The sequence below is a fragment of the Streptomyces sp. SKN60 genome (assembly GCF_026236535.1).
GTDB lineage: Bacteria > Actinomycetota > Actinomycetes > Streptomycetales > Streptomycetaceae > Streptomyces.
Window position 1 is genome coordinate 260,458 of the sequence record NZ_JAHTMW010000003.1, and the last position, 14,302, is coordinate 274,759.

At 73.2% G+C, this 14,302-nt stretch carries 13 protein-coding genes and 1 tRNA gene; 5 read left to right on the forward strand and 9 right to left on the reverse strand.

The annotated features are described in order from the left end of the window. Window positions 1-193: 193 nt before the first annotated feature. A tRNA-Pro gene (locus tag KV205_RS07095) sits at window positions 194-267 on the reverse strand. A 125-nt stretch (window positions 268-392) separates the two neighbouring features. On the opposite strand from KV205_RS07095, the gene KV205_RS07100 reads away from it, so the two are divergent. The 3 genes from KV205_RS07100 to KV205_RS07110 all read left to right on the forward strand — a co-directional run bounded on the left by KV205_RS07100 (window position 393) and on the right by KV205_RS07110 (window position 3,789). Next, window positions 393-1,091: a transketolase gene (locus KV205_RS07100; RefSeq protein ID WP_265863081.1), complete on the forward strand. Its 699-nt coding sequence runs from the start codon at window positions 393-395 to the stop codon at window positions 1,089-1,091. Window positions 1,092-1,146: 55 nt separating this feature from the next. Beyond that, window positions 1,147-2,040 (forward strand): transketolase family protein, encoded by an 894-nt coding sequence (locus KV205_RS07105; protein ID WP_265863082.1) that lies wholly within the window; start codon window positions 1,147-1,149, stop codon window positions 2,038-2,040. Between the two features lie 540 nt (window positions 2,041-2,580). Next, window positions 2,581-3,789: an acyl-CoA dehydrogenase family protein gene (locus KV205_RS07110; RefSeq protein ID WP_265863083.1), complete on the forward strand. Its 1,209-nt coding sequence runs from the start codon at window positions 2,581-2,583 to the stop codon at window positions 3,787-3,789. A gap of 173 nt (window positions 3,790-3,962) precedes the next feature. Here the strand turns inward: KV205_RS07110 and KV205_RS07115 are convergent, their stop codons facing one another. The 8 genes from KV205_RS07115 to KV205_RS07150 form a co-directional block, all read right to left on the reverse strand. Continuing rightward, entirely contained in the window at window positions 3,963-4,535 is a 573-nt protein-coding gene (locus KV205_RS07115; RefSeq protein WP_265863085.1) for a GAF domain-containing protein, read from the reverse strand. Beyond that, on the reverse strand, window positions 4,532-5,167 hold the full coding sequence (locus KV205_RS07120) for an ATP/GTP-binding protein (protein ID WP_265863087.1): 636 nt from the start codon (window positions 5,165-5,167) through the stop codon (window positions 4,532-4,534). Before KV205_RS07120 ends, KV205_RS07115 begins: the two co-directional genes overlap by 4 nt. After that, window positions 5,145-5,516 (reverse strand): DUF742 domain-containing protein, encoded by a 372-nt coding sequence (locus KV205_RS07125; RefSeq protein ID WP_265863298.1) that lies wholly within the window; start codon window positions 5,514-5,516, stop codon window positions 5,145-5,147. The genes KV205_RS07120 and KV205_RS07125 overlap by 23 nt, the downstream gene beginning before the upstream one ends. A 2-nt stretch (window positions 5,517-5,518) precedes the next feature. After that, on the reverse strand, window positions 5,519-5,953 hold the full coding sequence (locus tag KV205_RS07130) for a roadblock/LC7 domain-containing protein (protein ID WP_265863088.1): 435 nt from the start codon (window positions 5,951-5,953) through the stop codon (window positions 5,519-5,521). 6 nt (window positions 5,954-5,959) lie between these two features. Beyond that, window positions 5,960-7,900, reverse strand: a complete 1,941-nt coding sequence (locus tag KV205_RS07135; RefSeq protein WP_265863089.1) for a sensor histidine kinase KdpD — start codon at window positions 7,898-7,900, stop codon at window positions 5,960-5,962. Window positions 7,901-8,431: 531 nt separating this feature from the next. Beyond that, window positions 8,432-9,634, reverse strand: a complete 1,203-nt coding sequence (locus KV205_RS07140; protein WP_265863091.1) for an MBL fold metallo-hydrolase — start codon at window positions 9,632-9,634, stop codon at window positions 8,432-8,434. Window positions 9,635-9,837: 203 nt separating this feature from the next. Further along, window positions 9,838-10,644: an SIMPL domain-containing protein gene (locus KV205_RS07145; protein WP_265863093.1), complete on the reverse strand. Its 807-nt coding sequence runs from the start codon at window positions 10,642-10,644 to the stop codon at window positions 9,838-9,840. A gap of 134 nt (window positions 10,645-10,778) precedes the next feature. Then, complete coding sequence (locus KV205_RS07150) at window positions 10,779-11,909, reverse strand: hypothetical protein (RefSeq protein WP_265863095.1); 1,131 nt, start codon at window positions 11,907-11,909, stop codon at window positions 10,779-10,781. A 235-nt stretch (window positions 11,910-12,144) separates the two neighbouring features. On the opposite strand from KV205_RS07150, the gene KV205_RS07155 reads away from it, so the two are divergent. Next, on the forward strand, window positions 12,145-13,119 hold the full coding sequence (locus tag KV205_RS07155; protein WP_265863097.1) for an STM4015 family protein: 975 nt from the start codon (window positions 12,145-12,147) through the stop codon (window positions 13,117-13,119). Further along, a complete protein-coding gene (locus KV205_RS07160) occupies window positions 13,116-14,273 on the forward strand; it encodes an STM4014 family protein (RefSeq protein ID WP_265863099.1) in 1,158 nt (385 codons plus the stop codon). The genes KV205_RS07155 and KV205_RS07160 overlap by 4 nt, the downstream gene beginning before the upstream one ends. Window positions 14,274-14,302 lie beyond the last annotated feature (29 nt).

A 14,302-nucleotide genomic window follows, 5' to 3' on the forward strand; every position in this document is an offset into this window, starting at 1 on the left:
CTACGGGCCCCTAGAAGATAGGCCAAACCGCCCCAACTCGACCGCAGAACAGCGGAGTTGACGCGAACTCGCATCTGGCCGTACGGGCCACCGCCCGCGCCGCACCCCCGACCCCCGGTCCCGACCCCGGAAACGGTCGAGGGGCCGTTTCAGATTTCTCTGAAACGGCCCCTCGACCAACGACTCTTCCGAGTCGGGACGACAGGATTTGAACCTGCGACCCCTTGACCCCCAGTCAAGTGCGCTACCAAGCTGCGCCACGTCCCGTTGCCCGTCTGACCTGGGGTTTCCCCGGCCGAGCGCGCATGAGAACAATACCGCACTTCAGCTCGTGCTCACGAACCGTTTTGCGGGTTGACCTCAAGTGGACTTGAGGTAGCACGGTGTGGTGCATGACGAACACGACGTACACGACACCGCACATCGACCGGCTGCAGCGGCTCATGGGGCTGATGACCGGGGACGAGAAGCACTCGACGGCCGCCACCTCGACGCTCGACGCTCTGTGGGTGCTGTACGACCGGGTGCTGCGGGTGACGCCGGAGAGGGCCGGGGACCCGGGCCGGGACCGGTTCCTGCTGTCGAAGGGGCACGGGCCCATGGCGTACTACGCGGTCCTCGCCGACAAGGGGTTCGTCGACGAGGACGCCCTGAGCGGGTTCGGCGGGTACACGTCGATCCTCGGGCACCACCCGGACCGGACCCTGGTGCCGGGGGTGGAGATCGGAAGCGGGTCGCTGGGGCACGGGCTGCCATTGGCCGTGGGGACCGTGCTCGGGCTGCGGGCGCAGGGGCTGGCCGAGCCGAAGGTGTGGGTGCTGATCGGGGACGCCGAGCTGGACGAGGGGAGCAACCACGAGGCGCTCGCCTATGCCGGGCCCGCCGGCCTGGAGCAGCTGCACACGCTGGTGATCGACAACGGTTCCGCCACCTACGGCTGGCCGGGCGGGATCGCCTCGCGGTTCGCGGCGGCCGGCTGGTCCGCCGAGACGGTCGACGGGCGGGACCACGAGGCGCTGTACGCCGCCTTCACCGCCCCGCACCCCGGGCGGCCGCGCGCGGTCGTCGCCCGGGTCGAGCCCAAGCACTGACCTCCCCACCAGACCGGCAGACCAGCAGACTCGGCCACACCAGGAGAAATCCGTCATGGACACCATGCGCGACCGTTTCATCGCCACCACCACCCGCCTGCTCGACGAGGATCCCCGGCTCGCGCTCGTCCTCGCCGAGATCAGCAGGGACGGCTTCGGGCCGGCCCTGGCGCGGCACCCCGAGCGCGCGATCAACGTCGGGATCCGGGAGCAGCTGCTGATCGGCGTCGGCGGCGGGATCGCACTGACCGGGCTGCGGCCGATCATGCACACCTTCGCGTCGTTCCTGGTGGAGCGGCCCTTCGAGCAGCTGAAGCTGGACTTCGGGCACCAGGGCACGCACGGGGTGCTGGTCAGCGCGGGCGGCTCGTACGACTGGCCGGCCGGCGGCTTCACCCATATGTCGCCGGGCGACGTGGCGCTGATGGACACCCTGGACGGCTGGACCGTGCAGGTGCCGGGGCACCCGGACGAGGCGGAGACGCTGCTGCGGCGGGCGGCCGCGAGCGACGAGTCGGTGTACGTACGCCTGTCGGCGCACGCGAACGCCTCGGCGCAGCCGCTCGCCGGGGACGGCTTCGGCGTGCTGCGCGAGGGCTCGCGCGGGGTGGTCGTGGCGGTGGGGCCGATGCTGGACGCGGTGCTCGCCGCGACCGAGGGGCTCGACGTGACGGTGCTGTACGCGACGACCGTGCGGCCCTTCGACGGCGCCGCGCTGCGCCGGGCGGTCGCCGGGGCGCGGCCGGACGTGGTGCTCGTGGAGCCGTATCTCGCGGGGACGTCGACGGGCGCCGCGAACGACGCGCTCGCCGAGGTGCCGCACCGGGTGCTCGGGCTCGGCATCGGGCGGCGCGAGCTGCGGCGTTACGGCACGGTGGACGAGCACCTGGCCGGGCAGGGCCTGGACCCGGCGAGCCTGCGGGCCCGGATCGGCGCCTTCCTGCGCTGAGCCCCCCCGTATACACAGAGAGGCGTGTGGAGTTCCGGCACCCCGGCGCATACGCCCGCGCACGTTCCGTGACGAACACCGGCCACTCTCCGTCACGACTCCTCGCACCGCGCAACGCCCCCGCGCGCTCCCCGGGAGCCCCCTCGGGACGGTTCGGCGCGCCGCGGGCAGGACGGCCCCGGTGCCGCCGGCAGGACCGGACGGGTCCGGAATGCCGCCTCTCAGGTGATCAAGTGCGCTAAGGAATGATCGGTTCCGAGTCCACCGCATATGCCCCTGAAACGCATGCCGTTGGCATGTGGCAGAAAGTCGACCTTGGCTGATTCAGTCCTGATCGGACCGAGCAGGCCAAGACCACGCGAAACACAGTCAGAAACAAACGTCAACCGTTCCGGTTTCGGACAAACTTGGTGTCGATATTGATCCACCCCGTAAAGATCAACACCATGAAGTGGTCGGCCTGTTCGGGACGGGATCACTGCCGATGTTCCACCTGTTCGGACCACTCGACGAGCAGGCGTTTCGTAGGGAGGGACTCGTATGGACGGCTACTTCAGCAGCCGACTGCATCATCAGCTCCGGGAGACGGTGCGGGACTTCGCAGAGCGTGAGGTCCGGCCACGGATACCGGAGATGGAGGCGTCCCGCACGGTGCACCACGAGCTGTCCAAGCTGATCGCCGAACAGGGCTGGCTGGGCGCGACTATCGGCCACGAGTACGGCGGCATGAACGCCGGCCATCTGGCCAAGACGATCATCATCGAGGAGCTCGCCCGGGTCAGCGGCGCGATGGGTGCCATGGTCCAGGCCTCGCAGCTGGGCACCGCCAAGATCGTGCACTTCGGCAGCGACGAGCAGCGCAAGACCTGGCTTCCGGCCATCGCGGCCGGCGACTGCCTGCCGACCATCGCGGTCACCGAGTACGAGTCCGGCGGCCACGTCCTCGGCATGGAGGCGAACGCGGTCCGCGACGGGGACGACTACATCCTCAACGGCCGCAAGGTCTATGTCGGCAACAGCCACGTCGGCGACCTGCACGGCGTGGTCGTCCGGACCGGCCCCGGCTCCAAGGGACTCACCGCCTTCCTGGTGGAGTCCGACCGCCCCGGCTTCCGCACCGGCCCGCAGCAGCCCGCCATGGGTCTGCACGGCTTCAGCTTCGGCGAGCTCATCTTCGAGAACTGCCGGGTGCCGGCCGCGAACCGGCTCGGCAACGAGGGCGACGGCCTCTCCGTCGCGTACTCCTCCAGCGTGCTCTACGGCCGCGCCAACCTCACCGCCGTCTCGCTCGGCATCCACCAGGCGATCCTGGAGGAGACCACCCGCTTCGCCACCGAGCGCATCCGCTACGGCAAGCCGCTCGCCGAACTCCCCACGGTGAAGCTGAAGCTGGGCCAGATGCAGTCGCGGCTCATGACCGCCCGGCTCGCCGCGTACCACGCGGTGCACCTGCTCGACCAGGGCATGTCCTGCGACACCGAGCTGATGAACGCCAAGCTGGTCAACGTCGAGTCGGCGATCGACTCCGGGCGCAGCGCCATGGAGATCCACGCGGCCGCCGGCCTGTACACCGACCGGCCGATCGAGCGCTACCTCCGCGACGCGCACCACATCTTCGCGCCCGCGGGCACCTCCGACATCCAGCTCCTCCGGCTCGCCGAGGTCGCCCTCGGCCAGGACAAGGGCAGTTGGTCGGAGCGACTCTCCGAGGTGGTCCGCATGCAGCCCATGGAGCCGGCGCACGCCTGAGCCGCGCCTGAGCCGCGCCTGAAACGCGCCGGAACCGCGGCCGCCGGGAAGGCCGGTGGAACGAGCGGTGCCCCGGGTTCCGGCGAAACAGCCGGACCCGGGGCACCCCCGCGCGGGGGCCGCAGGAGCCGCCCGCCAGACAGGCCGTCAGAACAGGCCGTCAGCACAGGCGGTCAGAGCAGGCCGTCCTCGCGCCGGTGGATCTGCTCCACCAGCTCCGCCGCCATCGCCTTGATCGTCTCCAGGCCGGCCCGGCCCCACGGCCGGACGTCCGTGTCGACGACGCAGATGGTGCCGAGGGCGACGCCGCTGCGGTCGATCAGCGGCGCGCCCATGTAGGAGCGGATGCCGATCTCGTCCACGACCGGGTTGCCCGCGAACCGCGGGTAGTCGCAGACGTCTTCGAGGACGAGGGCCTTGCGGCGCACCACCACGTGCGGGCAGTAGCCGTGGTCGCGGGCCATGAAGCGGCCGACGCCGCCACCGCCGGCGGCGGTCGCGCCCAGGTCGGTGCCCGAGTGGGTGCCGGCCGGGGTGTGCAGGCCCGCGAAGAACTGCCGGTTCTCGTCGATGAAGTTGACCATCGAGTACGGGGCGCCGGTCACCTCCGCGAGCCGGTGGGCGAATTCGTCGAAGGCCGGGTCGGGCTGCTCGCCGAGCCCCAGCTCGCGCAGGCGGCGCACCCGGGCGGGGGCCTCCTGGTCGATCGGGGTGAGCAGCAGATGACCGGTCGGGTCGTAGGTCATGTCGTGGCTCCGTAGGTCGGCGCGGCGGCCGGGATGTTGGTGAGCAGATGCTGGACGAGGGTCAGCAGGGTGCGGATGGCGGAGCTGGAGATCCGGGCGTCGCAGAGCACGACCGGCACCTCGGGCTTCAGGTCGAGGGCTGCCCGCACCTCGTCCGGCTCGTAGCGGTAGGAGCCGTCGAACTCGTTGACCGCGACGACGAATCCGATGCCGCGCCGCTCGAAGAAGTCGACGGCGGAGAAGCAGTCCTCGAGCCGGCGGGTGTCGGCCAGGATGACCGCGCCGAGGGCGCCCTCGGAGAGCTCGTCCCACATGAACCAGAAGCGCTCCTGGCCGGGCGTGCCGAACAGGTAGAGCACGTTGCGCCCGTCGAGGGTGATCCGGCCGAAGTCCATGGCGACCGTGGTGGTCGTCTTGGACTCCACGCCCTCCAGGCTGTCGGTGGCCGCGCTGACCGAGGTGAGCAGCTCCTCCGTGCTGAGCGGTTCGATCTCGCTGACCGCGCCCACGAAGGTGGTCTTGCCGACCCCGAAACCGCCCGCCACCAGGATCTTCAGGGCGGTGGGGAAGGGGTCGCTCGCGAAGCCTTCGTGACCTCGGTCGTGGCGCTCAGAGCCGTTGTCGTAGGCCATCGAGCACTGCCTCCAGCAAGGAACGGTCGGTTGGATTGGCGTGGAAGCGGGGCGCGCGGGCGGTGAGCGCCCCGCAGTCCACGAGATCGGAGAGGAGGACCTTGGTCACGACGGCCGGGAGCCGTAAGTGCGCCGCGATCTCCGCCACCGAGGTGGGCCCCTCGCACAGCCCGAGGGCCAGGCTGTGCTCGGGACCCATGTGGGTCTGCGGCAGGGCGCCGGTCGCCATCACCATCGAGAGCAGGTCGAGCGCGGCGGTCGGCTGGGTCCGGCCGCCGCTGACGGTGTACGGACGTATCAGCCGGCCGGCCGCGTCGTCGAGCCAGGGCCCTTCCTGGTGGGACCCGATGGTCACTGGACCGCACTGCCCGCCGTACCGGCGGCCTGTCTGGCCGGGGTGACCAGATACGGCCGCACGCTCTTGACGAGCATCGCCATCTCGTAACCGAGGACGGCGGCGTCGGCCTCGCGGCCGGCGAGCACCGCGAGACAGGTGCCGGAGCCGGCGGTGGAGACGAAGAGCAGGGTGGAGTCCAGTTCGACGACGACCTGGCGGACCTCGCCGCCGTCGCCGAACCGGGCGCCGGCGCTGCGGCCGAGCGAGTAGAGCCCGGAGGCCAGCGCGGCCATGTGGTCGGCCGCGTCGGGGTCGAGGCCGTGCACGGACTTCACGAGGCCGTCGGAGGAGAGCAGTACGGCGTTGCGGGTGTAGGGGACCCGCTGGACCAGGCCGCTCAGCAGCCAGTCGAGATCCGAGGAATGGCCGTGCGGCACATTGCTCGCCATGTACATCTACTCCTTGTGCGCGTCGCCGGGGGGACGCAGCGATTCACGGGGGGCGGGCTGGGATTCGGCGAGTCCGATGCCGCGCTGGAAGGCGGCCATCAGACCCGGGTCGTGCAGGGCGGGCTCCTCGTCGGGGCGGGCCGTGGGCTCCTCGCGCAGCTGCGGTACGAGGTGTTCCTGGGCGCGCCGCTTGGGAAGGTCGGGCCTGCCCGTCGCTCCGGAGCGCGGGGCCGGGGGGACCACGGCCGCCGGAGCGGGGTGAGCGGGGCCGGCCGCCATGGGGGCGGGGGCGGCGTGGGTGGCCGGGACGGCCGGGGCGGGATGCGGAGCCGGGAGGTGGGGCTGCGCGTGCGCCGTCACGGGGACGGGCGCGGGCGCCGCGGGGGACTGCGGTGCCGGGGTCGGGGCGGGGGCGGTGAGGGCGCCGCGGTCCATGACCAGCGGGGCCGTCGGGTGGTCCCCGGGGACGCCGGCGCCGGCGTGGACCGGAGCGGGGACCGCCGCCGGGACGTGGGGCCTGGGCTGGGGCTGGACCTGGGGCTGGGGCTGCGGCTGGACCGGGGGCTGCGGCTGGCTCTGGTGCTGCGGGGCCGGGATCGGGGCCTGGGCGGACTGCGCGGCCTGGACCTGAGCGGCCTGCGCCTGCGCGACCTGGGCCTGGGCGGCCTCGCCGCGGGCCAGGCCCTCGGGGTCGGCGCCGAGCAGGCCCTGGGGCAGGACGAGCACGGCCTGGACGCCGCCGTAGATGTTGGACTGCAGACGCACGGCGATGCCGTGCCGCCGGGCGAGCGCGGAGACCACGAAGAGTCCGATGCGCCCGTCCTGGAGCAGGTGCGCCACGTTGACCTGGTCGGGGTCGGAGAGCAGCGCGTTCATCTTGTTCTGCTCGGCCACGGGCATGCCGAGGCCGCGGTCCTCGACCTCGATGGCGAGGCCGGCGGTGACGTACTGGGCGCGCATCAGCACGGTGGTGTGCGGGGCGGAGAACAGCGTGGCGTTCTCGACCAGTTCGGCGAGCAGGTGGATGACGTCGGCCACGGCGTGGCCGCGCAGGGTGCCGTCGATCGGCGGGACCAGCTTCACCCGGGGGTACTGCTCGACCTCGGCGATGGAGGAGCGCAGCACCTCGGTCATGGTGACCGGGTTCGACCACTGGCGGCGGGCGATGGCGCCGCCGAGGACGGCGAGGTTCTCGGCGTGGCGGCGGATGCGGGTGGCGAGGTGGTCGACGTGGAAGAGGCCCTTGAGCAGCTCGGGGTCCTCGACCTCGTTCTCCAGCTCGTCGAGCAGCTGGATCTCGCGGTGGACAAGGGACTGGAGGCGTCGGGCGAGGTTCACGAAGACCTCGACCTTCTGCTCGTTGCCGACGCTGCTGGAGAGCTGCGAGGCCTGCACCACGGCGGCCACGGCGGCTTCGTGAGAGCGCGTCAGTTCGTCGGAGAGGCGGTCGAACTCGTCGCCGGAGGGGGTGCCGGCGGGGAGCGCGGGCCGTGCCGCGGGGGTCTCGCCCCTGCGCAACTGTTCGACGACCGTGCGCAGTTCGCCCTGCCCGCGGAGGGCGGTCTGGCGCAGGGTGCCGGCCCGGTCGAGGATCGACTTGGCGGCCCGGTCGGCGCCGATGGCGGCGGCGCTCACGGAGGCGACGGTGATGGCCGCGGCTCCGGTGAGCGCGGCCCACAGGCCGGGTCCGGCCTCGGCGCCGGTGGTGCGGATGGTGAACAGCTCGGCCGCGGCGCCGCCGAGGGCGACGGCGACCGCCGGAAGCACGGACGTACGCAGGAGTTGGGAGCGTATGCGTGCCTCGGTCGGGAGCGGCGCGGGGGACGGCGCCGGGGTCGGATCGGGGCCGGCGCCGGTCGGCCCGGCGGGCGTGCGGGCGCCTGACCGGCCGTGCCGCCCGCCCTCGCGGCGTTCGGAACGCGCGGCGGGTGCGCGAAGTTGAGACATGAGTGTCCTTGGTACGTGCCCAGGAATCGGCGTGCGACGGGGGTGCACTACGGGGGAGGTGTGACGTGAGTGAGTTGAGCCTACCGATGATCACCAAGCAGCCACGATAGTCGTCAACCGTTCACGTGCGGTGCGCAGTTGGCAAACTTACCCGTAGACCGCCCCGCTCTGGTATCGCCCCCGCACCATCGGCCGGGAATGATTGGCCGAAACTCGCCGTTCGAGGCTCCGCGAAAACGGACCGGAACCGGACCGGAAGCAGACCCGGGGTCACGCGGGGCCGCCCCTGCGCCCGCCCCGGAGGCCCGGGGAGGCCCCAGGAACCGCCGCCCTCCCCGTACCGTCCACCGGACCGGAATCCGCCATGTGAGCGCGCGACCCCTCTGCGTGACCACCCCGGAGCGCACCCCTCCCGGCCGGTTCTCGCCGCCGCCGGGCACGGACCGGGCCGGACGGGCCCGGTCCGTATTCGCTATCGCATCCTTCGCTTTCTACGCGATCTTCGCGTCCCGCCCCACGGGCGCGGCCGGGTCAGCGCTCGGCCGCGAGGTCCAGTTCTCCGCTGCGGCCCTCGGCGGCCGGGGTCTGCGGGGCGGATCCGCGGCTCCAGTGGCGGGGCAGCGGGTGGGCGATGCCGCCCCACCAGCGGTCGGAGGGCACCTTGCCGGACGGCTCGAAGGGCTGGCCCGGGCGGGGCAGGGCGATGCTCTGACCCGCCTCCTCCGCGGCGTCCTTGGTCCACTCCCCCGGCTCGGCCCACGGGTGCGGGGCCAGGTTGAAAGTGCCCCAGTGGATGGGCAGCAGCACGCCGTGCGGGCTGCCGCCCTGGAGGTCGAGGTGGGCCCGCAGGCCCTCGGCCGGGGTCATGTGGATGTCGGGCCAGTACTCGGAGTAGGCACCGATCTGGATCATGGTGGCGTCGAAGGGGCCGTGGGCGGCGCCGATCTCCTGGAAGCCGGAGAAGTAGCCGGTGTCGCCGCTGTGGTAGATCCGGTGCTCCGGGCCCTCGGCGACCCAGGAGGCCCACAGGGTGTGCTGCTGGTTGCGCAGGCCGCGGCCGCAGAAGTGGCGGGCCGGGGTGGCGGTCAGCCGCAGGTCGCCGACCTCGGTCGACTCGTTCCAGTCCAGCTCGCGCAGCCGGGAGGGGCGCACGCCCCAGTGCTCCAGGTGGGCGCCGACGCCGAGCGGCGCCGCGAAGAGGGTGTCGGTGGTCGCCAGGGCCTTGATCGTCGGCAGGTCGAGGTGGTCGTAGTGGTCGTGGGAGATCACCACGACGTCGACCGGGCCGAGCGCGGCCAGCGGCGCGGGCACGGGGTGCAGCCGCTTGGGTCCGACGAAGGCGAAGGGCGAGCAGCGCTCGCCCCAGACCGGGTCGAAGAGCACCCGGCGCCCGTCGATCTCGGCGAGGACGCTGGAGTGGCCCATCCAGGTGAGCCGGAGCCCGCTCGCCGGCGGCTTGGCCAGGTCGGCGACGGTGGTCGGGTGCACGGGGATGTGGCCGGTGGGGGCCCGGCGCGCCCGCGCCTCCTTCTCGAAGTAGACCTTGGCGAACTCGATCGTCGAGCCGGACGGCCGGTGCCGGGCCTGCTCCGGGTTCTGGAAGACCCCGTCGGCGAAGTTCGGGGAGCGGCGGATGCGCTCCAGCCGCTCTCCGCTCGGATCGGCGCCGAAGGCCGCGGGGCGCAGCGCGCGCAGCCGTGCCCGCAGCGAGGGGTCGGAGCCAGTGCCGGTCACAGGGCCTCCTGAGGTCGGTGGTCCCTTCATTATGGGCGGCCCGCCGGGTCCGGCGCCGTGGCGATCTTGTCTTTGTCCGGGGGCGGCGCCGTGGGAGCGCCGTGGGAGCGCCGTGGCGGGCGTACGCCAGGGGTACGGCGTCCGCCTCCGCGCCCCGCCCCTCACCCCGCCCGGTCCGGGTCCGGGTCCGGGTCCGGGTCGGCCTAGATCAACTCGTACACCGCCGTCACCGTCACGTGCTCCTCGATCTCGCCGGGTGCGAGCGGCACGGCCTCGCCGCCGTCGGCCGCGGCGCCGGGGACGGCGGCGGGGCCGGGGCGGACGCTCTCGCCCTCGGTGAGCGAGACCAGCCGGCCGAGCCGGTGGCCGCTGAGCCTGGCGTGCTGGGCGGCCTTGTCGTGGGCGTCACGGTAGGCGGCCTCGCGGGCGGTGGCGCGCAGCGCGGTGGGGTCGGACACGTCGAAGACGACGCCGTTGATCCGGCCCGCGTCGCCGGTGGCGTCGTTGACGGCGCCGATGACCTGGCCGGCCCGGTCGATGTCGCGGACCTTCACGGCGAAGGTCTGCCCGGCCTGGTAGCCGGTGACCTTGCTCTCGCCCTCGGTGCTCTGGGCGTAGACGGGCGAGAGGGACAGGCTCTCGGTGCGGATGTCGCGGTCGGCGACGCCCTGTGCGTGCAGCGCGTCGACCAGCGCCTTCGCCGCCGCGTTCTGGGCGGCCAGGGCCTCCTTCGCGGTCTTGCGGGTGGCCTCGACGCCGACCGAGAGCACGGCCAGGTCGGGCGCGGCGGCGGCCCGGCCGCTGCCGCTGACGGTCACGGTGGCCGGTACGGGTGCCCGTACGGCCGCCGCCGGGGCCGCGGCGCCCGGCGCGGCGGCCTTCGCGAGGGCGGCGCTCGCGGGGGCGGCGGCACCGAGCAGCACCCCGCCGAGAGCGGCGCCGACGGCGAGGGTGCGGAACGGTCCGGCGAGTCGGGCGCCGGGCAGATCGCGGGGATGACGGGGTGTCATGGGCGGTCCCTTCGGGGGTGGTTGCCGGTGCTCCGGCCGCGCACATCCCACCAGCCGCCGCCCGCCCGGCCCCGCCGCCACGACCGTACGGCGCCGTCCTTCACCTCTCCGTACCAGGGGGCGGGCCGGCCGGCTCAGCAGTTGAGCGAGAGCGGCGGCCGCCACAGGAGTCCGTCGCCGGCCGTGCCCGGAGTGGGCGTGTAGGAGAGCGGTACGAGATGGGTGGCGGCGGCGGCCTCGTTGCGGGTGCCGAGCCACAGGTCGATGATCTGCCAGGGCTGCCCGTCGAGGACGGAGACGGTGCGCGGGGCACCGCCGCAGCTGTTGCCGTTGAAGACGCGGCGGCCGTACACGGGCGCGCTCCAGCCGAGGTTCTCCGGCGCGGCCCAGCCGGAGTAGAGCGAGGGCGCGGTGGCGTAGCCGATGGGCGTGCCGGTGCAGTAGCCGCAGGCGGGGTCGGCGTAGGTGAGGACGTAACGCCGCTGCACCGGGTCCCACCAGCCGCCGGGGCCCTCGACCTTCTTGAGCCCGGCGACCTTGCGGACGCCGACGCCCGTGCCGCCGGTCCCCCGGCTGTCGAGCTGCTCGATGTTGAGCTGTGCGGTGCCGGGGAGGGTGCAGACCATGGCCGGGGGCTCGCCGGGGGTGCCGGACTCGATGATGCCGAAGTCGCCGTTGCCGGCGCAGATCGTCAGGTCGGGCTTGCGGTACGAGCCTTCGGCGGCGGGTCCGGTGCCGGGTCCGCAGGGTCCGGCGGCGGAGGCGCACTCCATGGTGTTGTAGGCGTTGGCCTGGCTGAGGGTGTAGTGGCGGGGGCTGTTGAACCAGAGGACGAAGCCGCCGTCGTCGAGGCCCCAGCCGGAGCGGCGGATCATCCGGGGGTTGAAGCAGCCCTGTCCGGTGGCTCCGCAGGTGTCCTGCCAGGAGCCGTCGGTCCACGGGTCGGCGGCGGTGGGGTCGAAGAGCGGCCGCGGCGCGGTCCACGGGCCCTGCGGGGTGGGCGCGGTGGAGACCCCGAAGCCGCACCAGGGGGTGGGCTTGACATACCACTCGAAGCCGCAGCCGTACATCGAGCCGTACAGGTAGTAGACGTCGTCGAACTTGGCGATCTGGGCGTCGTGGAGGTCGAGTCCCCGGATGGTGAAGGCGGCCGGGAGGGGGAGGCGGGTGCCGCCTCCCTTGCCCGTGTCGGCGGCGGCCGGGATCGCGGTGCAGAGCGCGGCGGCGGCGAACAGCAGGGCCGTGAGAATACGTCGGACGGACACGGATGATGATTATCAGACGAATCATCACATTGGCGGTGTGACACGCACGAAACACCTACACCACGCGCGCGGGGCACACACAGGAACCCCACAGAACGCGGGCGGTGCACCGGCGTTGCGGCGGCGGCCGCGGAGCTCCCGGCCCGGGTACGGGCGTTGTCAGTGCCGCTTGGTAGAACTTCTGGCATCGGCCGATCCACGCCGTCCGGCGGCCCCTCTGGTGTCTGGAGCCTTCATGACCATCGGGAATTACCTGCGGGTGTTCCACGACCTGCCCGTGTTCGAGTTCCCCGCTCCCGGCGGGAAGGCCGAAGCGGCCGAGCAGTCCGAGCTGCCCGACCCCGCCGCGGTGGCCTGGCGGCTGTCCGCGCCGACCTACGCCGAGCCGGAGGACGAGGAGTGGGAGCAGCTCTTCCCGCGCTTCCTCGACACCGTGGACACCGCGAAGGTCCGGGCCGTGGTCGTCGGCGGCTGGGACGAGGCGTACGAGAACTCCTCGGCCGCCATCGTCGAGGCGCTGGTCGCGGCGAAGGACCGGCTGCCCGCCCTGGAGGCGGTGTTCCTCGGCGACATGCTGTCCGAGGACTGCGAGATCTCCTGGATCGTCCAGTCCGACGTCACCCCGCTGCTCGCCGCCTACCCCGGCCTGGTCACCCTGGCCGTGCGCGGCGCGAGCGAGCTGGCCTTCCCGCCGCTGCGGCACGAGGGCCTGCGCCGGCTCGTCGTGCAGACCGGCGGTCTGCCGGCCGCCGTGGTCCGGGACATCGGCGCCTGCGACTTCCCGGCCCTGGAGCACCTGGAGCTGTGGCTCGGCCGGGACGACTACGGCAACGACACCACGCCTGCCGATCTGGAGCCGATCCTGTCCGGCACCCGGCTGCCCGCGCTGCGGTACCTGGGGCTGCGGAACAGCGACACCCAGGACGAGGTCGTCGCCGCTGTGGCGAGCGCCCCCGTCGTCGCCCGCCTGGAGGAGCTGGACCTGTCCATGGGCGAGCTCACCGACCAGGGCGCCGAGGCGCTGCTCGCCGGGCAGCCGCTCACCCATCTGAAGCGGCTCGACCTGTCGCACCACTTCCTCTCCGAAGAGACGGCCGAGCGCGTCACCGCCGCACTCGCCCCGCACGGCGTCGCCGTGGACGTGAGCGACCGCCAGGTCCCCGACGAGTACAACGGCGAGATCTACCGCTACACCGCGGTCGGCGAGTGACCTCCGCCGCGGGCCCCCGCCCGGACCTGGCCGTCGTCGGCAACCCCGGAAGCCGCCGGGTCCGGTTCTTCCTGGACGCGGTGGCGGCCGCCGGGCTGCCCGCGGCGCGGGTGGTGCCGTGGCTCGACGTGCTGCGCGGGACCGCGGAGTTCCGCTCCGGCGAGACCGTGCGGGTCGACAGCCCCGGGGAGGACCCGGAGGTGGACCGGCTGCTGCGCGGCACGGACGACCCGACCCGGGTGGAGGGCTCGCGGCGCTGGTACGAGGCGTTCACCGGCGCCCTTCCGGAGCTGGCCGCGCGGGTGGCGGCGGCCGGTGCGGTCCTGGTGGACGACCCGGCCGAGACCGCCGTCCTGTTCGACAAGCGGCTGACCCACGGACGGCTGCGGGCGGCCGGGGTGCCCGTGCCGGACTCCCCCACCTCGGGCCCGGGCGGGCCGCCGGTGCGCGGCTGGGCGGACCTGCGGGCGCTGATGGCCGGCGCCGGTCTGGCCCGGGTGTTCGTGAAGCCCGCCCACGGCTCCTCCGCCTCGGGCGTCCTCGCCGTGGAGACCGCGGGCGGCGGCCGGGTCCAGGCCACCACCTCGGTGGAACGGGCCCCGGACGGGCGTCTGTTCAACTCGCTTCGGGTGCGGCGTTACGGCACCGAGGCCGAGGTCGCCGCCCTGGTGGACGCCCTCGCGCCGGACGGCCTGCACATCGAGCGCTGGATACCGAAGGCCGCCCTGGACGGCCGGGCCGCCGATCTGCGGGTCGTGGTGGTCGACGGCCGGGCCACCCATGCCGTGGTGCGCACCAGCCGCTCCCCCCTGACCAATCTGCATCTGGGCGGCGCCCGCGGTGACCTGGCCGCCGTCCGGGCCGCGACCGTCGCGGCCGGCGGCCGGTTCGCCGACGCGTTCGCCGTGTGCGAGCGGGCCGCGGCCGCCTTCCCCGGCACCCACTGCGTGGGGGTCGACCTGCTGCCGGCCGCCGGCTGGCGCCGCTTCTCGGTCGGCGAGGTCAACGCCTTCGGCGACCTGCTGCCCGGGCTCACCGGGCTGCCGGGCAGCGGGGCCGAGGACCAGGACACCTACGCCGCCCAGGTCGCCGCCCTGCTCCGTACCCGAACCTCCCTCAGGACCCCGAGCACCACAGGAACCAGCACGCCGTGAACCCCCCGAACACCCCCGACACCCCGCAC

What these genes read in the sequence shown, in the direction of transcription:
- KV205_RS07100 (WP_265863081.1), top strand. Translation starts at nt 393, where the DNA reads ATGACGAACACGACGTACACGACACCGCACATCGACCGGCTGCAGCGG.
- KV205_RS07105 (WP_265863082.1), top strand. Translation starts at nt 1,147, where the DNA reads ATGGACACCATGCGCGACCGTTTCATCGCCACCACCACCCGCCTGCTC.
- KV205_RS07110 (WP_265863083.1), top strand. Translation starts at nt 2,581, where the DNA reads ATGGACGGCTACTTCAGCAGCCGACTGCATCATCAGCTCCGGGAGACG.
- KV205_RS07115 (WP_265863085.1), bottom strand. Translation starts at nt 4,535, where the DNA reads ATGACCTACGACCCGACCGGTCATCTGCTGCTCACCCCGATCGACCAG.
- KV205_RS07120 (WP_265863087.1), bottom strand. Translation starts at nt 5,167, where the DNA reads ATGGCCTACGACAACGGCTCTGAGCGCCACGACCGAGGTCACGAAGGC.
- KV205_RS07130 (WP_265863088.1), bottom strand. Translation starts at nt 5,953, where the DNA reads ATGGCGAGCAATGTGCCGCACGGCCATTCCTCGGATCTCGACTGGCTG.
- KV205_RS07135 (WP_265863089.1), bottom strand. Translation starts at nt 7,900, where the DNA reads ATGTCTCAACTTCGCGCACCCGCCGCGCGTTCCGAACGCCGCGAGGGC.
- KV205_RS07145 (WP_265863093.1), bottom strand. Translation starts at nt 10,644, where the DNA reads ATGACACCCCGTCATCCCCGCGATCTGCCCGGCGCCCGACTCGCCGGA.
- KV205_RS07155 (WP_265863097.1), top strand. Translation starts at nt 12,145, where the DNA reads ATGACCATCGGGAATTACCTGCGGGTGTTCCACGACCTGCCCGTGTTC.